The following is a 19,725-nucleotide window of genomic DNA, read 5'->3' on the forward strand; positions in this document are numbered from 1 at the left end:
TTCAGCCTCCCTGGACGGCGGTGAGGATTTCGACGCGGTCGCCCGCGGCGAGCGTCGTGGTGGACCACTGCGCGCGCGGGACGACGGTTTCGTTGACGGCGGCGGCGACACCGGAGTGCGCCGAGGAGAGAGTGGCCACGACGGCTTCGAGCGTGGTGCCCGAGGCCACGTCGCGTGCTTCCCCATTGACGGAAACGGCGAAGGGCGTGCTCATGCGTGCTGCTCCGTGAAGTGCGGCGTGGCGGGAGGGGGTACGGGGGAGGGCCCGGCGAAGCGGCGCGGGGTGAACGGACGCGCCACGTCCGGCAGTTCACCGGTGGTCAGGGCGTGCGCCATGACGTCACCCGTGAGGGGCGTCAGCAGGACGCCGTTGCGGTGGTGGCCGGTGGCCAGGTGGAGTCCGGCGAGCCGCGTCGGGCCGAGCAGCGGCGCGTTGTCGGGGGAGCCGGGGCGCAGGCCCGCGCGGGTCTCGGTCAGCGGCAGTTCCGTGATGCCGGGGACCAGTTCGTGGGCGTCCCGCAGGAGTTCGTAGACGCCGCCCGCGGTCACCGTGGTGTCCCAGCCGAGCTCCTCGCTGGTCGCGCCGACGACGAGCTCGCCGTTCTCGCGCGGCACGAGGTAGACGTGGCTGCCGCGCACCACGGCCCGCACGGTGCGGCTCAGGAACGGCGCGTACGCCTTCGGCACCGTCAGCCGCAGCACCTGGCCCTTCACGGGCCGCACGGGCGGCAGGACGTCCTGCGGGATGCCCCCGAGGCGCCCGCTGAGGCTGCCCGCCGCGAGCACCGTCAGACCCGCGCCCAGCTCGGTGCCGTCCGCGAGGACGACGCCGCACGCCCGGTCGCGGACGACCGAGAGGCGCTCGGCCCACGCGCGGTGGAAGGCCACACCGGCCCGCTCGCAGGCCACCACGAGCGCCGCCGCGAGCCGGCGCGGGTCGACCTGGTGGTCGCCGTCGACCCGCAGCCCGCCGCGTACGCCCGGAGCGAGCATCGGTTCGAGACGGCGGCACTCGCGGCCGCTCAGCCACTCGGACTCCAGCCCCGAACGGCGCTGCAGGGCGTGCAGTTCCCGCAGGTGGGCGCGGTCGTCGGAGTCGAGCGCGACGGCGAGCGTGCCGCACGCGCGATAGCCGAGGTCCTGCCCGCTCGCCTCGGTCAGCTCGGCGGCGAAGTCGGGATAGCGGCGGGCGGACTCGACGTTGAGGCCGAGCAGCGTCTGCTCGCCGTAGTGGAGTTCGGTGACGGCGGCCAGCATGCCCGCCGCGACCTGCGCGGCGCCGCCGCCCGGCGCGGGGTCGACGAGCGCGACGGAAAGCCCGCGCTGGGCGGCCCGCCAGGCCGTGACCAGGCCGATGACGCCGCCTCCGACGACAAGGACGTCAGAGGTGGCGGATGGTGGTGTCGTACGTGGATGCATGGGCGTCCAGCCCCTCCCTTCGCCGGCATGACCCGGATCAGGTTCGTACGGTCGGAGGCCGTCCCAGCCTCCCTCTCAGCCCGGTGCGCCCGGGCTCCCGCGAGTGCTCTGCACCGGCCACCCTAGCCCGTCGCTTCGCGCGGCAGTAGGGGAGCTGTCCGGGTATGGGCGGTGACGGTGTGTCAGAGATCTCCCCGCAGCCATCTGAGGCCGCCACGGGCCGCCGCCCTACAGTGATCGGGTGAGCGAGCAGCAGAGGCAGAGCGGAAATCAGCGGCACGCGGAGCGGCGCGTCGTCATCGTCGGAGCCGGCATGGCCGGGGTGCAGACCGCGGTGGCCCTGCGGGAACAGGGGTTCGCCGGCCCGGTCACCCTCGTCGGGGCGGAGCCGCACCAGCCGTACGACAGGCCGCCGCTGTCCAAGGCGGTGCTGCTCGGCAAGGTGGAGGGCTCCGCCTTCGACATCGACTTCGAGGCGCTCGGCATCGAGCTGGTCCTGGGACGCGCGGTCACCGGCGTGCGCCCCGCCGACCACGAGCTGGACACCGCCGACGGCCCCCTCGCGTACGACGTGCTGGTCCTCGCGACCGGCGCCGAACCGATCCGGCTGCCCGGCACCGAGGGAGTCCCCGGCGTCCACCTCCTGCGCACCCTGGACGACGCCGAGCGGCTGCGCCCGGTCCTCGCCGAGCAGCAGGACGTCGTGGTCGTCGGGGCGGGCTGGATCGGCGCGGAGTTCGCGACCGCCGCGCGCGAGGCGGGCTGTTCCGTCACCGTGGTCGAGGCCGCCGCTCGGCCGCTCGCCGGAGCGCTGCCCGAGGAGGTCGCGGCCCCCATGACGGGCTGGTACGCCGACTCCGGAGCGGTCCTGCGCACCCACGCGCGCGTGGAGCGTGTCGAACCGGGCACCGTCGTCCTGTCCGACGGGACCCGGCTGCCCGCGGGCGCCGTCGTCGTCGGCATCGGGGCGCGGCCCGCGACGGCCTGGCTGACCGGCTCCGGCATCGAGCTTGGCAGCCACCGGGAGGTCGTGGCCGACGACGGCCTGCGCACCTCGGCGCCCGACGTGTACGCGGTCGGCGACTGCTCCTCCTTCCCTTCGGGAAGGTACGGCGAGCGTCTGCTGGTGCACCACTGGGACAACGCTCTGCAGGGCCCGCGCACGGTGGCGGCGAACATCATCGGCGAGACCCCCGCGGCGTACGACCCCGTGCCGTACTTCTGGTCGGAGCAGTTCGGCCGCTTCGTGCAGTACGCGGGCCACCACGCATCGGCGGACGAGCTGGTGTGGCGCGGCGACCCGACGGGTGTGGCCTGGTCGGTCTGCTGGCTGCGGGAGGGCGCCCTGGTGGCGGTCCTCGCGGTGGGCCGCCCCCGGGACCTGGCCCAGGGCCGCAGACTGATCGAGTCGGGCGCCCGCCTCGACCCGGCCCTGACGGCGGACCCTTCGGTCCCCCTGAAGAAGGCGGCACTGTAGCGGGCCCTCCAGGGGCGCGGGGAACTGCGCGACCAGCCCCCACCGGCCCGCGGTGGAGCACAGGTCCGGCCCCCGCCCCGGCCGGGGCAGCACCACCCGTCGCGGGCCCCCGGCCAGAGATACGCTGGGACGGTGACCGAGATTGACGCAAAGACTGACGCTCTTGTCCCTGCCTGGCTGCACCTCCCCGACATCGCGGAAATGCTCGATGTCGAGGTGACCCGCGTGCGCCAGCTGGTCAAGGAGGGCCAGCTGATCGCCGTACGCCGTGGGGAGAACCGGGCGCTCCAGGTGCCCGCCGCCTTCATCGACGGCGACAAGGTCGTCAAGGGCCTCGCCGGCACCCTGACGCTCCTGAGGGACGACGGCTTCTCCGACGAGGAGATGCTCGAGTGGCTCTTCACCCCCGACCCGACCCTGCCCGGCACCCCCGTGCAGGCGCTGGGCGAGAATCGCGGCACGGAGGTGAAGCGCCGCGCCCAGGCGCTCGCCGTCTGAGCAGGCGCAAGGCCGTCTGACCTGAACACACCGTCCGGCCTACCGGACCGCGTGCGATCACGCGGTCCGGTACGCCACCGACAACGGGGGGACTTCTCCATGGCCGCCGACCACCGCACCCGGCTCGCGGACGCCCGGCTCTATCTCTGCACGGACGCCCGCAAGCGGCAGGGAGACCTCCCGGAGTTCCTCGACGCCGTCCTCGCGGGCGGCGTCGACATCGTGCAGCTGCGCGACAAGGGCATGGAGGCCGGCGAGGAGCTGGCGCACCTCCAGGTCTTCGCCGACGCCGCACGGCGGCACGGCAAGCTCTTCGCGGTGAACGACCGCGCGGACGTCGCGCACGCCGTCGGCGCCGACGTGCTGCACCTCGGCCAGGGCGACCTGCCCGTCCCCGCCGCCCGCGCCATCCTCGGCGAGGACGTCCTCATCGGGCGCTCCACGCACGCCGAGTCGGAGGCCGCCGCGGCCGCCGTCCAGGAGGGCGTGGACTACTTCTGCACGGGGCCGTGCTGGCCCACGCCCACCAAGCCGGGCCGCCACGCCCCGGGCCTCGACCTCGTCCGGTACACCGCCTCGCTCGGCACGGACCGGCCCTGGTTCGCCATCGGCGGCATCGACGCGGGCAACCTGGACGAGGTGCTGGAGGCGGGTGCACGGCGCGTCGTCGTCGTGCGGGCGATCACCGAGGCCGACGACCCCGGAGCCGCCGCCGCGGAGTTCGCGAAGCGGCTCCGCACATCCGTCTGAGCAACAGCCCGGGAGTGTCCGATCCGTGGACAACAAAGCGGCAAATCGGCTAAATCCCCCAGGTCTGGTTGGGTGACCGTCGCGGCCTGGCTAACCTGCCCATATGGCCTCAGGCACAGCTTCGACCAGGACTGACCGTGCGCGCACGGTGCGCGACATGCTCGCGACCGGGAAAACGACATTTTCGTTCGAGTTCTCCGCTCCGAAGACCCCGAAGGGCCAGCGGAACCTCTGGAACGCGCTGCGGCGGGTCGAGGCGGTCGCCCCGGACTTCGTCTCCGTGACCTACGGCGCGGGCGGCTCGACGCGCACCGGCACGGTCAAGGAGACCCAGCAGATCGTCGCCGACACGACGCTGACGCCGGTCGCGCACCTGACGGCGGTCGACCACTCCGTGGCCGAGCTGCGCAACATCATCGGGCAGTACGCGGACGCCGGGATCCGGAACATGCTCGCGGTCCGCGGCGACCCGCCCGGCGACCCGCTCGGCGACTGGATCGCGCACCCCGAGGGCCTCACCTACGCCGCCGAACTGGTCGAACTCATCAAGGAGTCCGGCGACTTCTGCGTGGGTGTCGCCGCCTTTCCCGCGATGCATCCGCGCTCGCCCGACTGGGAGTCCGACACCCGGCACTTCATCGACAAGTGCCGGGCCGGCGCGGACTACGCGATCACGCAGATGTTCTTCGACCCCGAGGAGTACCTGCGGCTGCGCGACCGCGTCGAGGCGGCGGGCTGCCGGACGCCGATCATCCCCGAGATGATGCCGGTCACCAACGTCCGCCAGCTCGACCGGCTGCCGCAGCTCAGCAACGCCGTGTTCCCGGCCGAGCTGAAAGAGCGGATCCTCTCGGTCAAGGACGATCCCGCCGCTGTACGCTCCATTGGCATCGAGTTCGCGACGGAGTTCTGCGCGCGATTGCTGGCCGAAGGCGTGCCCGGTCTGCACTTCATCACGCTGAACAACTCCACGGCGACGCTGGAAATCTACGAGAATCTGGGCCTGCACCACCAGGCCTGAACGGTCGTACCCGCACCCGAGGGGCGGCGACCGTAGGGGAGAGGGGCGTACATGGGCTGGACGGTCCTCTACATCGCGTTCGGATGCGTCGCGCTGTGGCTGCTCGGCGAGGTGCTGCTGCAGTACAAGGCGAGGCTGCGCTGGCGCCTGCTCGCCTTCGTGGGCTTCCTCGGCGTCGTCGTCGGTGTGCTGATCCCGGCGGTGTGGCTCATCGGGATCGGCGCCATCGCGTTCGCCACCGGCCAGACGTACGTGACGATGTCGTTCCGCCAGGGCTTCTCCACCGGCTGGGCGCTCGGCGGGCGGCCGGGCCTGAGCAAGCGCCGCAAGCGGCCGGCGCGGGCCGCGACAGCCGTGCAGGAACCGACGCTCCAGGTCTCCGACCTGGAAGTGTCCGACGGGGGAGCGGCCGGTCCGGACGTCGCCGATCCGGACGTCTCCGGCTTGGCGTACGACCAGGTTCCGCCGCCGCCCGCGCACGGCCCGGACATTCCCGTCGGCGGGATATACGAGCCGGAGCCGCTGCCCGACGACACCGGGCAGTACGGCGTGTACAGCGACGCGGCCTACGCCCCGCCGAGCGCGGGCGACACCCACCAGAGCGACGGCTACGGCTACGACGCCGCGGCCTACGCCGGCTTCGACCCGCTCCACGCTCAGCAGCACGGCCAGCAGAACTACGCGTACGACGAGACCGGCCAGCAGCAGTACGCCGCCTACTCCGACCCGTACATCGGCACGCAGACCTACGGCGCGCGGCAGAGCTACGACACCTACGGCGACCCGCAGCAGTACGCCCCGTACGGCGGCGACACCTACAGCGGCTCCCTCGGCGGTACGTACGAGGACACCCCGCCGGGCGGCGTCTGGGTGCCGCAGCAGCGCACCACCGACGACCAGTACGGCGGCGAACTGCCGCCCGAGCAGCCGCAACCCCCGTACCAGGACGGACCTCCTGGATACGACGGGCAGGGCTACAACGAGCAGCAGTACCGCTACTGAGGCACGGTGCTCACTGGGAGCCGCGGAACTCCGGGCCCTCCACGATCAGGCCCGCGACGAGCGTGCCCGACATGCCCGCGTGCGGCAGGCCGCCGCCGGGGTGCGCCCAGCCGCCGACGGCGAACAGGCCCTGGAGCCGCGTGCTGTTGGACGGGTGCAGCAGCTTCCCGTCGGCCGCCGCGAGCGCCGGGGCCGGGACCGCGCCGCCGTCGGCCCCGGTGGCCTCCGCGATGTCGGCCGGGGTGCGGACCTCGTGCCACAGGAGGCGGCTCCGGAGATCCGGGACCACGGCCTCGGCGCGGGATATCACCCGCTCCACGTCCGCCGGGGTGATCTCCAGGTGCGCGGGCACCGTCACCGTGAGCGTCACCGCCTCGTGCGCGTCGTCCGGCGTCAGGTCCGGGTCGTCGGGGCTCAGCACCGCGACGGTGGGCGAGGCGGGGAGTCCGGGCCGCTCACCGAAGAGGCGGTCGAGTTCGTCCTGCCGGTCGGCCGAGTGCAGCACCGTCCGCAGCGGGGTGCCCTCGGGACGCGCCCCGGACAGCGCCAGAAGCACCGTCAGCCTGCTGGGCATGCCCGAGCGCGCGGGGACGTCACCCTCCGCCCGCAGGGCCCTGCCGGGCAGCATGCCGTCCAAAAGTGTGGGAGCCACACCGGCGACCACGAAGTCCGCGTCCGCGACGGTGCCGTCCGCGAGCTCCACGCCCGCCGCCCGGCCGTCCTTCTCCACGATCCGCGTCACCGCCGAGTCGAACACGAACTCGACGCGCCGGGCGACGCACCGCTCGTACACCGCACGGGCCAGGGAGCGCATGCCGCCCCGCGCCGACCAGGTGCCGAACGTCTGCTCCAGATAGGGCAGGACGGCCGCGCTCGCCGGTGTCGCGCGGGGATCCAGGCCGTGCGCGAGGGCGAACTGCTCCAGGAGCGCGATCAGCCGCGGGTCGCCGCCCAGCTCAAGATCGCCGACCTCGCTGACCGTGACCGCGCGGCGCTCCCGGCGCAGCAGGCGCTTGAGCGGCACCGAGGGATACGGCTCGCGGGCGGCGAGCACCTCCCAGTTCGGCCAGAGGGGCTCTTCCAGGAGGGGGCGGCGGGTGCGGTCCCAGGCCTCCCTGGCGCGGTTCATGAACGCCGACCAGCGCGCGCCCGCGCCCTCGCCGAGAGCCGTGTCCAGGGCCTCGCCCACGCCCGCCCGCGAGGCGTTCGGCAGGTCGGCCGCGGTGCCGTCCGCGAAGACGTGGCGCACGGCGGGCTCCACCTGGGACAGCTCGACGCACTTCTCCAGCGGCTCCTTGCCCGTCTTGACGAACAGGTCGCGGTAGACCGCGGGGAGCTGGAGCAGCCCCGGTCCGGTGTCGAAGGCGAAGCCGTCCCGCTCGACGCGGCCGAGCGCGCCGCCGTACGTCGCGCCGCGCTCGTACACCACCACCCGGTGGCCAGCGACGGCCAGCCGGGCGGCCGCCGTCATCGCGCCGAGACCGGCGCCGATCACCACAATCCGTGCCATGCCAGGGACTTTATCGGCAGCCACCGACAGTCACGGCGGGGGTGGCCCGGTCCGCTCCGCGAGACGCTTCTCCTCGCGCCGCTGCGCCCTGCGCCGCAGGAACCGCCGGATCCGCGAGACGAGGAAGAACAGCAGGAACAGGCCGAGCAGGAGCAGCACGGCCGCGATGATCGCGGCGGCCTCCGGGTAGAACATCGCGAAGCTGATGACGCCGCCGACGCCGAGATCCTCGGCCGTGCTCATCACGACGTTGCTGAACGGCTCCGGTGAGGTGTTGATCGCCATCCGGGTGCCGGCCTTCACCGCATGGCTGGCCAGCGCGGTCGTGCCGCCCACCGCGCCCGCGGCCAGGTCGGGCAGGGACCCGCTCTGCCCCGCGAGGAGCGCACCCACCACGGCGCCGGAGACCGGCCGGATCACGGTGTGCGCCGTGTCCCAGACCGAATCGACGTACGGGATCTTGTCGGCGACGGCCTCGCACACGAAGAGCACACCGGCCGCGATCAGCACATCGGGCCGCTGCAGCGCCTCGGGCACCTCGTCGCTGACTCCGGTCGCGCCGAAGACGCCGAGCAACAGGACAACGGCGTACGCGTTGATCCCGCTCGCCCAGCCGCTGGTGAACACCAGGGGGAGTACGGACACGGACGTGATCGTAACCAGTCGGGGGCGAAGCGGCCTGGGGATGAGTGCGTACGCCTGAGTATCCGTACCTAGTGGGTGAGATGAGTACCCGCGCGGATGGGGCCCCACCTGCGCAGACGGAAGAGTGTGGGGCACGGAGAAGGGCGCGGTACGGGTACCGCCGACACGGGGCGGCGGAACGGTGCCGCGCCCTTGGCCGCTCCTCCCGCCGACACGGCGGGAGCGAGGTACGGGGGTGACTCGGGGGGACGACCAAACGGGGGTCGCACGGGGGTCACGGGGGGACACGAAGAAAGCGCCGGTCCGGTGCCGCCCGGTGACGGGGGACACCGGACCGGCGCCGTTGTACGGAGTTTTCGTGTCCCTACGCGCGCGTGCCGCTGACCCGGCCCTGCAGCAGCCGCGACAGGGCCGCGTGCACGTCGTCCAGCGAGCGCTCCGGCTGGAAGGCCTGCCAGTCCAGCGCGGCCACCAGGACCATGCCGACGAGCGCGGCGGCCGTCAGCGGGATGTCGATCTCCTCGCTCAGCTCACCGTTCTCCACGCCGGCCCGCAGCACGTCCTCGACCACCGCGACGGCCTGCTGCCTGACCACGAGCAGCGTGGACTGCCAGGCCCGGTTGGTGCGCCACAGCTCGGCGACGTACAGCTGGGTGAAGGCCGGATAGCGGTTGATGAAGACCAGACCCGCGCGGATCATCGCGTCGAGGGCGTCGACCCTGCTGCCACCGCTCCTGTCGGCCTCCTCCGCGGCCTCCTTCAGGGAGGCGGTCAGCAGACCGACGCCGTGCCGCAGCAGCTCTTCGAAGAGGACCGATTTGCTGGCGAAGTTGTAGTAGACGGTGCCCTTCGCGACGCCGGCCCGTTCGGCGATCTCGTCGACCGTCGTGGCCGAGAAACCCTGCTCGGCGATGAGGGTGACGGCGGCCTCGTAGAGCTTCTGCCGAGTGGCCTCGCGGCGGGTGCTGACTGCACTGCTGTCCATGGTCCTGATTCTCACACTCACAGGCTCAGCTCCGGGTGCAGCCGGTCCAGGGTCCACACCTGCTTGCGGCGCGCGGAGAGCGCGGTCAGCGCGAGGGCGCCCAGGGTGAAGGCCGACAGAACCGCGCAACCCTGCCAGACGGGGCCGAGGCCGCCGCCCGTGATGAGCCTCCGGAGAGCCTCGACGACGTAACTCATCGGCAGGAAGGGGTGGATCGCGCCGAAGAAGCCGGGGCTCGTCTGCACGGGGTACGTGCCGCCCGCCGACGTCAGCTGCAGCATCAGCGCGGCGAGGACGAGGATCCGCCCGGCCGCTCCGAAGCGGGCGTTGAGCCACTGCACGATCGCCGCGAAGCACGCGGTCACCAGGCAGAGGAAGCCCACCGTCCCGGCCGCCCGGGCCATCTCGAGGCCGAGCCCCCAGTGCAGGACCGAGAGCAGGGCCGCGGTCTGGAGCACCCCCAGGGCCGCCACCGGCAGCCAGCCCGCGATCGCGATGCGCCACGCGGAGGCGCCCGCCGCGAGCGCGCGCCGGTTGAGCGGCTGGATCAGCATGTACGCCACCATCGCGCCGACCCACAGGGAGAGCGGGATGAAGTACGGCGCGAAGCCCGTGCCGTAGTTGGGCGCCTTGTGCAGCGACTGGGAGGCGAGCCGCACGGGGTCGGACATGACTCCGGTGCGCTCGTCACGGTCCTTCTTGTCGTAGTCCGGGATCTTCTTGACGCCGTCGTGCAGCCCGCCGGACAGCTTCGCGGAGCCGTCGGCCAGCTTGAACATGCCGCCCTTGAGGTCGCCCGCACCGGTCTCCAGCTTGCCGATGCCCGTGTCGAGGTCCTCGGCGCCGGTCTTGGCGGTACCCAGGCCGGTGTGGATCTTCTTGGCGCCCTTGGCGACCTTGCCCGCGCCCTTGTTGAGGTCGTTGATCTGCGTGACGGCGGTGTTCAGGTCCTCGTCGAGGTGCGGGGCGCGGTCGGCGAGCGCCTGGGACTTCTTGTGGAGCGTGGCCAGGTGCTTGTCGAGCTTCTTGACGTCGCTGTTCTGGTCCTTGATCACGGTGTTCATGTCGTCCGCGATGGTCGACACGTCCTCCGCGGCCTTCCTGGCCTTCTTGAACTCCGGGCAGCCGGGGTCGGGCACGGGGGCCTTCACGCACTGCTTCGTATAGAAGTCGTCCATGATCCGCGAGGCCTTCTCGGCGCCCTCTGCCGCGCCGGGCGCGATCTTGACCCAGGTGCCCAGGTTGCGGCGCATCGCCTTGGAGGAGTCGGCGACGAGCTGGGCCGTGTGGCCGATGCTCTTGCCGTTGTCCTTCAGGAAGGGCCGCACCTTGTCCGCCGCGCCGTTGACCCTGTCGGCCAGCTTCTGCGTGCCGTCCGCGACCTTCTTCGAGCCGTCCTCGAGCTTGCCCGCGCCCGTGTGGAGCCTCTTGATGCCCCCGGCGAGGTCGCCGCTGCCCTTCTTGGCGTCCTTCAGGCCGTTCGCGAGGTCCTTGGTGCCCTTCTTCGCCTTGCCGATGCCGTCGTCCAGCTTGTCGGCGCCGTCGGCGGCCTTCTGCGTCGCTCCGTGGATGTCGGAGAACGAGATGAAGATCTTGTCGAGGAAGGAACGCGACGCCTTCGTGGACGCGGCGGAGCGCACCTCGGAGAAGACCGTCCGCGAGATCTGCCCGACGATGTAGTTGTTGGCGTCGTTCGTGTGCACCTGCAGGGCACCAGTCTCCGGAGAGTCCCCCGAACTGGACGCGATGCGCTTGCTGAAGTCCGTGGGCATGGTCAGCGACAGGTAGTACGTCCCGTCCTCCACGCCCTTGCGTGCCTCGGCGTCACTCACCTCGTGCCACTCGAAGGTCTTGCTGTCGCGCAGCCCCTCGACGATGTTGTCGCCCGCCGCGAGCTTCTTGCCCTGCGCGGTGGCTCCCTTGTCGTCGTTGACGAGCGCCACGGGAATGCGGTTCAGGTGGCCGTACGGATCCCAGAACGACCACAGGTACAGCGCGCCGTAGAGCAGGGGGAGCAGCAGGAGGGCGACGAGCGCGGCTCGCGGCAGCTTCCCCCTGCCGAAGCGCCTGAGCTCAAGCGCGGCCAGTTTCGGGGAGCGCATCCGCCGTCTCCTTGTCGTCGTCGGTGCGGAGGGTGGCGCCTGTGGGGTGGGAGGTGCCTGTGGGGCGGGAGGTGTCGGTGAGGCGGGTGGTGTCGGTGCGGACCACGACCGCGCCCTCCGGAGCCTCACTGCAGACCGCGAGGACGGTCGTCCCGCGCTCCGTGAGGGACTTCAACATCCCCCACGCCTCGGCCCGTTCGGCGTCCGAGAGCTTCAGGTCGGTGTCGTCGACGCCGAGCACGCGCGGCCGGCCGATCAGGGCCAGGGCCACGGAGAGCCGCAGCGCCTCCAGCCGCTCCAAGTCGCGCACGGAGGTCCGCCGCCCCTTGGGCAGGCTCTCCACGTCGAGCCCGGCGGCGGCCAGCGCGGTCTCGACGCGCAGCCGCGTCTCCGCTGCCCGCTCGGCGCGGGGCCGCAGCAGACCGCGCAGCGGTCCGCCGAACCGCCGCTCCAGGAGCGCCCGTTCGTGCAGATGCTCGGCGACGGTCAGGGCCGGGTCCAGGTCGGTGACGCCGGGCACGGGGCCGAGCCCGCTGATCCGGCGCACCGCGGCCAGCTGCCCGGGCAGGCGGAAGCGGCCCACGGACGCGTGGCCCTCGGTGGCACGCATACGTCCCGTGAGCGCGAGCAGAAGACAGGTGCGGCCGGAACCGGAAGGGCCCTCCAGCGCGACCAGCGACCCGGGCTCCGCTTCGAAACCGATGCCGCGGAACGCCCAGCCGCGCGGCCCCTCGAGCCCGAACTCCTCGGCGGTGACGGCGGCTCCGCGCGCGCCGTCGGTCGGACCGTCCACAGTCCCCCCTGCCCCTGCATCGGGCCGGCCTCAACGGACCGGCTTTTGAACTGACTGGTCAGTACAAAAGTAGGCCCGAACCCACCATCGTGGCAAAGCCCCAGGTCAGAGCCGATTGTCAGTGGCGTACTCCACGATGGGCACATACGGCCACTGCGCCGTCACACGACGACAGGAGGTTCGTCATGGCCAGCACTTCCGCAGCAGCCGCCCGCCGGCACCGCGCCGTCGGCCCTGCTCCCTCACTGACCGGCCCGGCGAGCGATGTCCACCCCGTCCTGCGCCGCGCGACCGCCCCGCCCGCCGCTCTCGAACTGCTCGCCCAGGCCCGCGCCGGAATCGACGAGGCCGCCCGCCTCGACGCCCCCCACGAGCGCTATGCCACCGCCCACCTCGCCGCCCTGCGCACCGCCGCCGCCGTCCTCGCCGCGCGCGGCCGCCCCGAGGCGACCCCGCGCCGCAGGCAGCGCATCCGCAGCGCCTGGGAAGTCCTCCCCGAAATAGCTCCCGAACTGACCGAGTGGAGCGCCCTGTTCGCCTCCGGCGCCGCCCGGCGGGCCCGCGCCGAGGCCGGCATAGCGGCCGCCGCCACCGCCCGCGACGCCGACGACCTGCTCCGCGACGTCGCGATGTTCCTGCGCATCGTCGAGCGGATGCTCGTGCTCCAGCCCGTGCTGCCCCAGCCCCGGCAGGAGCCGCAGGACGCGGGCCGGGAGCCGCCGGACGCGGGCTGACCGGCCCGTCCGTGCCCCGGGAGGCATGGCCGGGGCACGGTTCCGCAGGCAATAGGGTGGAGGCGTTCGCACCCCACGCGCCGAGGAGTCAACTGCCGTGTCGGACCCGATGCGCCCGCCCGCCTCCCACCACCACTCTCAGCCGGCGTCGCTGCGCTCCGACCCCCCTCGTCCGCGCGCTTCTCTCCGTACCGCCGTGGTCTGGGACGTCCTCAAGGACGCCCTCGACCGCCGCGTCCAGGTCACAGGCCGGGAGTCGCGCACCGAACTGGACGTGCTCGACACCGGAGGCGGCAGCGGCAACTTCGCGGTGCCGGTCGCCCGCCTCGGCCACCGCGTCACCGTCGTCGACCCCAGTCCGAACGCCCTGTTCGCGCTGGAGCGCCGGGCCGCCGAGGCCGGCGTCGCCGACCGCGTGCGCGGCGTCCAGGGAGACGTGCTCGGCCTCTTCGACGTCGTCGAGCGCGGCGGCTTCGACGCGGTCCTGTGCCACGGCGTCCTGGAGTACGTGGACGACCCCGCCGAGGGCGTGCGCCTCGCCGTGGACGCGCTGCGCCCCTCCGGCGTCCTCAGCCTGCTCGGCGCGGGCCTCGGCGGCGCCGTGCTCGCGCGGGCCCTCGCCGGGCACTTCAAGGAGGCGCAGACCGCGCTCACCGACCCGGCGGGCCGCTGGGGCGCGGGCGACCCCGTGCCGCGGCGCTTCACCGCCGAGCAGCTCACCGGTCTCGTCGAGGCCGCGGGCGTGCGCGTCGACGCGGTGCACGGCGTCCGGGTCTTCGCCGACCTGGTCCCCGGCGTCCTCGTGGACACCGAGCCGGGCGCCCTGGAGGCCCTCCTCAAGCTGGAGGCAGCCGCCGCGGAGCTGCCCGCCTTCCACTCCGTGGCCACCCAGCTGCACGTGCTCGGCGAGGTGCGGGACGCCACCGGGGCCTGAGGCGCCCGGCGGCCGACCGGCTGATCAGGGCCGCAGCCGCACATGGAGTACGCCACAGGCCCCCCGAACGGGCTACGGGCGCCGTATGATCGAGGGACACCGTTCTGCATGAGGGTTCGGCCGCTGGGGAATGCACGCTTCAGCGAGCCGGATCGGCGTGAAGGTCCGGTTTGGCGAAGTTGGCGTAGAGGGGCGGGTTTCACGGGGGCGATTCCCTGCCTATCCTGAAGGGGACCCCCGGTCGCCCCGGCGACTGCACGATGAGGAGGACTCCGTGCCGCTCTCGGAGCACGAGCAGCGCATGCTCGAGCAGATGGAGCGAGCGCTGTACGCCGAAGATCCCAAGTTCGCGACAGCGCTTGAGGGAAGCGGGCTGCGTACGTACACCCGGAAGCGGGTCTACCAAGCGGTCGCGGGCTTCCTGGTGGGTATCGCCCTTCTCATGGCCGGAATGGTCGCCCAGCAGATCTGGATCAGCGTGGTGGGGTTCCTCGTCATGCTGGGCTGCGCGGTGCTCGCCGTCACCGGTTGGCGCAAAGCGCCGAAGCCGGGCGAACAACCTTCGGGCACGGCCGCCGCGCCGGGCGGGGCCGCGGCCCCACGGCAGGCGAGGCAGCGCCGCTCAGTGATGGACCGCATCGAGCAGCGGTGGCAGCGCCGCCGCGACGAACAGCAGGGCGGTCAGTGAGCGCAGCCGCTCAGGACTGACCGAGCAGACAAGGCAATGTGTGAGGGGTGGCCGCCCGGTGGGGCGGTCACCCCTCACACGTGTGTACGCACCTGCCTGACGATGCTCCGCCGGGCGGGGCGGGGAGGGAGGCGCCCCTCCGGAGGCACCGCCCCTCCCGGAGGCACCCGCCCCCGGGAGGCCCGTCCCGGCCCTCAGCCCTCCTGCCCGGCCCGCCGCGGCAGTTTCCGCGCGACCGTCGCCCACGCCCTCGCAGCCTGTTCCCGCCGGCGCGCGCCGAACGCCGCCCACCGGTCCGAGACCGCCCACACCACCCGCGCGGCCGAACGCGGCGCGAGCGTCACGCGCAGCCGGGTGGCCCGGCCCACCGAGGCGTTCAACCCGTCCCGTACCCGCCGGACGTCCTCGGCCAGTCCGGTTGCGGGCTGCGGGCGCGGGGCGTAGAGCACCTGTTCCACCGCGGCCGCCACCCGATGGACGGCCTCCGCGGGGCCCGCGGTCAGCTGTCCGACACGGACGATGCGCGCCGCGGCCTTCCGGGGGGTCAGCGACTCGTCCGGCGCGATGCCGTGGTCCCAGGCCGTATCGGTCACTTCGAGCCAGGCCGCCAGCGTCCGCGCCGCTGCCTCCGCCTCGGTGCGGCCGCCGGATCCCAGCCGCACCGCCCGGATCCGGGTCCGCCACAGCAGGGGCAGCAGCGGCACGCCGAGGACGAGCAGCGCCGCGAGGCCGATGCCCACGATCATCCCGATGGGCGGTCCTTCACCGCCCGATCCGGCCGCGACCTGCGGGGCGGCGCTCGCGCAGCCGCCCTGCTTCTTCATGTCGGGCGGGCAGCTGTCCGACGCGGAAGGCGCCGTGGACGGCTCGGCGGACTCGGCGGGCTCCGGGGTGTCCGGGTCGCCGACGTCGCCCGAAGGGACGTCCGAACGGGTGTAGTCGGGCACCGTGCCGCGGCTCGGGGTCGGCTCGAAACGGGTCCAGCCCACGCCCTCGAAGTACAGCTCGGGCCAGGCGTGCGCGTCCCGCAGCCCGACCGACATCGAACCGTCCCCCCGCGCGGTGCCCGGCGTGAAGCCCACCGCGACCCGCGCGGGGATCCCCAGGGTCCGCGCCATGGAGGCCATCGCGAAGGAGAAGTGGACGCAGAAGCCTTCCTTCTGCTTCAGGAACCGCTCGATCGCGGAGGGCCCGCTGCCCGCCCGCACCTGCGTGTTGTACGTGAAGCCGCCGTCCGAGGCGAAGTAGTCCTGGAGCTTGACCGCCTGCTCGTAAGGATTCGCGGCGCCCTTGGTGACCTGCCGGGCCCTTTCGCCGACCATCGCAGGGAGCGACTCCGGTACGTCGGTGAACTCGCGCCGCAAGTCGTCCGGCGGCGCGGGCGCGGCGGCCAGCTGCTCGGCCGTGGGCTCCACGACCAGGCTCTTGACCTGGTACCGGGCGTCTCGCGTGGTCTGGCCCCGGTCGCCGACGAGGGCGCGGCCGACCGGCTCGAACCGCCAGCGGCCGCCGATCTCGACCTGGCTGGCGGGGAAGGGCATGGGCAGCCAGTTCTGCGCGTAGCTGTCGGCGGCCGAGAGGTTCGTCTGGATCTCTGTCCTGCGGACGTCGGGGCGCAGGCCGACGGGGTCGGGCAGCGGTGACGGCACGTCCTGGATGCGCCGGACGGTGGTCTTCCACGTCGTGCCGTCGAACTGGTCGAGCGAGACGATGCGCAGGTACAGGTCGTTGGTCGACTCGGCGTTCGTACGGTACGAGAGGACCTCGCGGTCCTCCGGCTGGTTCAGGCTGTCCTGGAGCGCGACCAGGGGGTTCACGGCCGAGATCGTGCCGCCGCCGCCCGAGCCGCCGCCCCCCGGACCGCCGGAGCCGTCCAGCAGGCCACCGTCCAGGGCGGGCAGCGCGAGCGGCACCACCAGGGCGATGCCGAGGGCCACGGCCCCGATGCGCCGTCCCGTGCGGACCGGGGCGAGCGCCCCGCTGTTGCTCTCCAGACCTCCGGAGACCCGGCCCGGCGCGCGCGCCGCGCCGCCGAACACCCGGCCCCACTGCGAGAGCCGGTCCCGCCCCTCCGCCAGGAGCAGCAGCAGATAGCCGGCCGCGGCCAGCAGGAACCACAGCCATCCGGCGCCGCCGTCGGAGAGCCCCGCCGCGACCGAGTACAGGGCGAGCAGCGGAAGCCCGGCGGGGGCCGCGGTGCGGAACGTCACCGCGAGCGCGTCCACCGCGAGGCCGATGACCAGGACACCGCCGACCAGCATCAGCCGTATGCCGTCGCTGAGGGGCGCCGGGATCATGTACTTGCTGACGTCGTTGCCCCCGGCCTCCAGGAGCAGGCCGAACCGCTGGAAGACCTCGGGTCCGGGCACGATCCCCGCGAGGGCCTGTTCACGGGCGAAGACCAGCGTCAGCAGGAAGAGCGACACCAGCGCCTGCACCGCCACGGTCAGCGGCCTGGCCAGCGGCACCCGCCGGGCCAGCGCGCCCACCCCGCTCTGGAGCACCAGCAGGATCACCGCCTGCAGGAACCACGTCGCCGGGTCGACCAGCGGCAGCAGCGAGCCCGACGCCATCAGGGTGGCCGCGGTGGCACACACCGCGAGCCGCGCGCGCCCGCTCATGACCGTCCCCCCACTGTCTTGCGTCCCCCCGCTGCCGTACGTCCCCGGCCGCTCATGCCCATCCCCCGGTCGTCGTGCCCGCCGCGGGCGCGGGGCCCGCGCTCGTGCGGGCGTGGTCCGCCTGCCGCCACAGGTCCGCGAGATCCGCGCCCGGCGGCACGGCGAGGGCCGTCCAGCCCGCCTCCCGGAGCATCCGCACGCGCGCGTCACCGGCCTCGGACGGCGGGGCGCCCTGGCCCTGCGCCCAGGCCGCGCTGTCCAGCACGAAGGCGACCGCGGCGCCGCTGCGCTGGCGCATCTTGGCGACCACCGCCGCCTGCTCCTCCGCCAGGTCGCCGAGGAAGGCGACGAGAAGCCCTTCGTTCCCGCCGCGGAGCACGTCGTAGGCCCGGGAGAGCCCGGCGCCGTCCGAGTGGTCGATCACCGCGAGGGTGTCCATCATCAGTCCGGCCGCGTCCGCCGACTCCTGGCCGGAGCCCGCGAAGCCGTCCGAGCCCTCGCCCGGCACGGAGGTGCCGGCGTCGGTCAACAGGCGCACCGAGAAGCCCCGTTCGAGCATGTGCACCAGGGCGGACGCCGTGCCCGACACCGCCCACTCGAAGGCCGAGTCGGGCCCCGCGCCCCGGAAGCCGACGCCCCGGGTGTCCAGGAGCACCGTGCAGCGGGCCCGCTGGGGCTGCTCCTCGCGGCGCACCATCAGCTCGCCGTAGCGCGCGGTGGAGCGCCAGTGCACCCGGCGCAGGTCGTCGCCGTGCCGGTACCCGCGCGGGATGACGTCGTCCTCGCCGGCCAGCGCCAGCGAGCGGTTCCGCCCGTCGCCGTACCCCTTCGCCTCGCCGGTGAGCCGCACCGGTGGCAGGGCCGTCACGCGCGGGATGACCGTCAGCATGTCGTACGTCGAGAAGGAGCGCGTCAGTTCGCACATCCCGAAGGGGTCCGTCAGGCGCAGTTGCAGGGGGCCCAGCGGGTAACGGCCGCGCAGGTCGGAGCGGACGCGGTAGGACACCTCGCGCCGCCCGCCCGCCTCGACGCGGTCGAGCACGAAGCGGGGCCGCGGCCCAAGCACGTACGGCACCCGGTCCTGGAGCATGAGGAGGCCGGTGGGCAGCCGCGAGACGTTGTCCATCCGCAGGTGGACGCGCGCCTCCGAACCGGCGGGCACGCGCGCGGGGGAGAGCCTGCGGCTGCCCGCGACGCGGTAGCGGGTGCGGAACAGGACCGTCGCGCACACCAGCGGCAGCACGGCGAGCAGCAGTCCGACGCGCAGCAGGTCGCTCTGGCCGAGGACGTAGGCGCAGACGGCGGCGGCGACGCCGGCGGCCAGGAAGGAGCGGCCGCGGGTGGTCAGGCCCGCGAGGGCCGTGCGCACCCCGCCCTTCTCGTCCTCGGCGGGGCCCGCCGGGCTCCCCCCGAGGGCCATCACAGCCTCCGGGCGCCGGGCGGCTGCTGGTCGAAGTAGGCGCCGGTGCCCGGTGGCGTGGCGGCGGGCACCGGGGTGCGCTGGAGGATCTCCAGGACGACGGACTCGGCCGTACGGCGGTTCAGCTGGGCCTGGGCCGTGGGCAGCAGGCGGTGCGCGAGGACGGCGACGGCCAGTGCCTGCACGTCGTCCGGCAGGGCGAACTCGCGGCCGCTGAGCGCGGCGGAGGCCTTGGCGGCGCGCAGCAGGTGCAGCGTCGCGCGCGGGGACGCGCCGAGTCTGAGGTCCGGGTGGTTGCGGGTCGCGCCGACCAGGTCCACCGCGTACCGCCGGACGGGATCGGCCACGTGGACCGTGCGCACGGCGTCGATGAGCTTCACGATGTCGTGCGCGTGCGCCACCGGCTGGAGGTCGTCCAGGGGCGAGACGCCGCCGTGGACGTCGAGCATCTGGAGCTCGGCCTCGGGCCCGGGATAGCCGATCGAGACCCGCGCCATGAAGCGGTCGCGCTGCGCCTCGGGCAGCGGGTAGGTCCCCTCCATCTCGACGGGGTTCTGGGTGGCCACGACCATGAACGGGCTGGGCAGTTCATAGGTCTGCCCGTCGATGGTGACCTGGCGCTCCTCCATGGACTCCAGGAGCGCGGACTGCGTCTTCGGAGACGCGCGGTTGATCTCGTCGCCGATCACGATCTGCGCGAAGATCGCGCCCGGTTTGAACTCGAAGTCCCTGCGCTGCTGGTCGAATATGGACACGCCGGTGATGTCCGACGGCAGCAGATCCGGTGTGAACTGGATCCTCCGCACGGAGCAGTCGATGGACCGCGCCAGCGCCTTGGCGAGCATGGTCTTGCCCACGCCCGGCACATCCTCGATGAGCAGGTGCCCCTCCGCGAGGAGCACGGTCAGCGAAAGCCGTACGACCTCTGGCTTGCCCTCGATCACACCCTCCACCGACCTGCGGACACGCTCCGCTGTCGTGGTCAGATCTGTGAGGCTCGCTCGATCGTCATAGGTCGTCACCCGGCCCTCCTCGGCCCTTCCCCGCACTCCCAAGGAGCAGGGGATACCCCAGTCGGGCCGCCACTCAAGCGTGCGACCCGGTACACCCCGAATTCACGGGCGCC

At 73.1% G+C, this 19,725-nt stretch carries 18 protein-coding genes and 1 riboswitch; of the genes, 8 read left to right on the plus strand and 10 right to left on the minus strand.

Annotated elements, in window-relative coordinates; translation table 11 throughout:
• Position 1: 1 nt before the first annotated feature.
• On the minus strand, positions 2-214 hold the full coding sequence (gene thiS / locus ACZ7LU_RS29075; protein WP_398307159.1) for a sulfur carrier protein ThiS: 213 nt from the start codon (positions 212-214) through the stop codon (positions 2-4).
• The gene (gene thiO / locus ACZ7LU_RS29080; RefSeq protein ID WP_471918449.1) at positions 211-1,419 is read right to left on the minus strand and encodes a glycine oxidase ThiO; all 1,209 of its coding nucleotides are present in this window, start codon (positions 1,417-1,419) and stop codon (positions 211-213) included. Before thiO ends, thiS begins: the two co-directional genes overlap by 4 nt.
• Positions 1,417-1,530, minus strand: a riboswitch (TPP riboswitch). (Overlaps the previous gene by 3 nt.)
• 202 nt (positions 1,531-1,732) lie before the next feature.
• Here thiO and ACZ7LU_RS29085 point away from each other — a divergent pair.
• From ACZ7LU_RS29085 to ACZ7LU_RS29105, 5 genes are all read left to right on the plus strand, one after another.
• On the plus strand, positions 1,733-2,896 hold the full coding sequence (locus ACZ7LU_RS29085) for an NAD(P)/FAD-dependent oxidoreductase (protein WP_471918603.1): 1,164 nt from the start codon (positions 1,733-1,735) through the stop codon (positions 2,894-2,896).
• A gap of 132 nt (positions 2,897-3,028) precedes the next feature.
• Complete coding sequence (locus tag ACZ7LU_RS29090; RefSeq protein ID WP_362992467.1) at positions 3,029-3,394, plus strand: Rv2175c family DNA-binding protein; 366 nt, start codon at positions 3,029-3,031, stop codon at positions 3,392-3,394.
• Positions 3,395-3,493: 99 nt separating this feature from the next.
• Positions 3,494-4,144 (plus strand): thiamine phosphate synthase, encoded by a 651-nt coding sequence (thiE, locus tag ACZ7LU_RS29095; RefSeq protein WP_398307164.1) that lies wholly within the window; start codon positions 3,494-3,496, stop codon positions 4,142-4,144.
• Between the two features lie 103 nt (positions 4,145-4,247).
• Positions 4,248-5,165, plus strand: a complete 918-nt coding sequence (gene metF / locus ACZ7LU_RS29100; protein ID WP_398307166.1) for a methylenetetrahydrofolate reductase [NAD(P)H] — start codon at positions 4,248-4,250, stop codon at positions 5,163-5,165.
• Positions 5,166-5,216: 51 nt separating this feature from the next.
• The gene (locus ACZ7LU_RS29105) at positions 5,217-6,167 is read left to right on the plus strand and encodes an SCO2102 family sporulation regulator (protein ID WP_471918450.1); all 951 of its coding nucleotides are present in this window, start codon (positions 5,217-5,219) and stop codon (positions 6,165-6,167) included.
• A gap of 10 nt (positions 6,168-6,177) precedes the next feature.
• Here the strand turns inward: ACZ7LU_RS29105 and ACZ7LU_RS29110 are convergent, their stop codons facing one another.
• From ACZ7LU_RS29110 to ACZ7LU_RS29130, 5 genes are all read right to left on the minus strand, one after another.
• Entirely contained in the window at positions 6,178-7,677 is a 1,500-nt protein-coding gene (locus ACZ7LU_RS29110; protein WP_471918451.1) for a phytoene desaturase family protein, read from the minus strand.
• A gap of 30 nt (positions 7,678-7,707) precedes the next feature.
• On the minus strand, positions 7,708-8,322 hold the full coding sequence (locus ACZ7LU_RS29115; protein WP_398307172.1) for a DUF4126 domain-containing protein: 615 nt from the start codon (positions 8,320-8,322) through the stop codon (positions 7,708-7,710).
• A 364-nt stretch (positions 8,323-8,686) separates the two neighbouring features.
• Positions 8,687-9,307, minus strand: a complete 621-nt coding sequence (locus ACZ7LU_RS29120) for a TetR/AcrR family transcriptional regulator (protein ID WP_362992455.1) — start codon at positions 9,305-9,307, stop codon at positions 8,687-8,689.
• A 17-nt stretch (positions 9,308-9,324) separates the two neighbouring features.
• Positions 9,325-11,409: a YhgE/Pip family protein gene (locus ACZ7LU_RS29125; protein WP_471918452.1), complete on the minus strand. Its 2,085-nt coding sequence runs from the start codon at positions 11,407-11,409 to the stop codon at positions 9,325-9,327.
• The gene (locus ACZ7LU_RS29130; protein ID WP_471918453.1) at positions 11,381-12,202 is read right to left on the minus strand and encodes an ATP-binding cassette domain-containing protein; all 822 of its coding nucleotides are present in this window, start codon (positions 12,200-12,202) and stop codon (positions 11,381-11,383) included. The genes ACZ7LU_RS29125 and ACZ7LU_RS29130 overlap by 29 nt, the downstream gene beginning before the upstream one ends.
• A gap of 185 nt (positions 12,203-12,387) precedes the next feature.
• Between ACZ7LU_RS29130 and ACZ7LU_RS29135 the strand changes: the two genes are divergently transcribed.
• The 3 genes from ACZ7LU_RS29135 (at position 12,388) to ACZ7LU_RS29145 (ending at position 14,558) form a co-directional block, all read left to right on the plus strand.
• Positions 12,388-12,936: an SAV_6107 family HEPN domain-containing protein gene (locus ACZ7LU_RS29135; RefSeq protein ID WP_398307178.1), complete on the plus strand. Its 549-nt coding sequence runs from the start codon at positions 12,388-12,390 to the stop codon at positions 12,934-12,936.
• Positions 12,937-13,033: 97 nt separating this feature from the next.
• Complete coding sequence (locus ACZ7LU_RS29140) at positions 13,034-13,870, plus strand: class I SAM-dependent methyltransferase (RefSeq protein WP_398307180.1); 837 nt, start codon at positions 13,034-13,036, stop codon at positions 13,868-13,870.
• A gap of 274 nt (positions 13,871-14,144) precedes the next feature.
• Positions 14,145-14,558 carry a DUF3040 domain-containing protein gene (locus tag ACZ7LU_RS29145; protein ID WP_398307182.1) on the plus strand — a complete coding sequence of 138 codons (414 nt, stop codon included), beginning with the start codon at positions 14,145-14,147 and terminating at the stop codon, positions 14,556-14,558.
• Between the two features lie 194 nt (positions 14,559-14,752).
• On the opposite strand, the gene ACZ7LU_RS29150 is transcribed toward ACZ7LU_RS29145, so the two are convergent.
• The 3 genes from ACZ7LU_RS29150 to ACZ7LU_RS29160 are packed head-to-tail and all read right to left on the minus strand — an operon-like array spanning position 14,753 to position 19,621.
• On the minus strand, positions 14,753-17,179 hold the full coding sequence (locus tag ACZ7LU_RS29150; protein ID WP_471918454.1) for a transglutaminase TgpA family protein: 2,427 nt from the start codon (positions 17,177-17,179) through the stop codon (positions 14,753-14,755).
• A 52-nt stretch (positions 17,180-17,231) separates the two neighbouring features.
• Positions 17,232-18,599, minus strand: coding sequence for a DUF58 domain-containing protein (locus ACZ7LU_RS29155; RefSeq protein ID WP_468083611.1), 1,368 nt, complete (start codon positions 18,597-18,599; stop codon positions 17,232-17,234).
• Complete coding sequence (locus ACZ7LU_RS29160) at positions 18,599-19,621, minus strand: AAA family ATPase (protein ID WP_398307187.1); 1,023 nt, start codon at positions 19,619-19,621, stop codon at positions 18,599-18,601. Before ACZ7LU_RS29160 ends, ACZ7LU_RS29155 begins: the two co-directional genes overlap by 1 nt.
• Between the last annotated feature and the right edge of the window lie 104 nt (positions 19,622-19,725).

Source organism: Streptomyces sp. NPDC039462 (assembly GCF_055639375.1).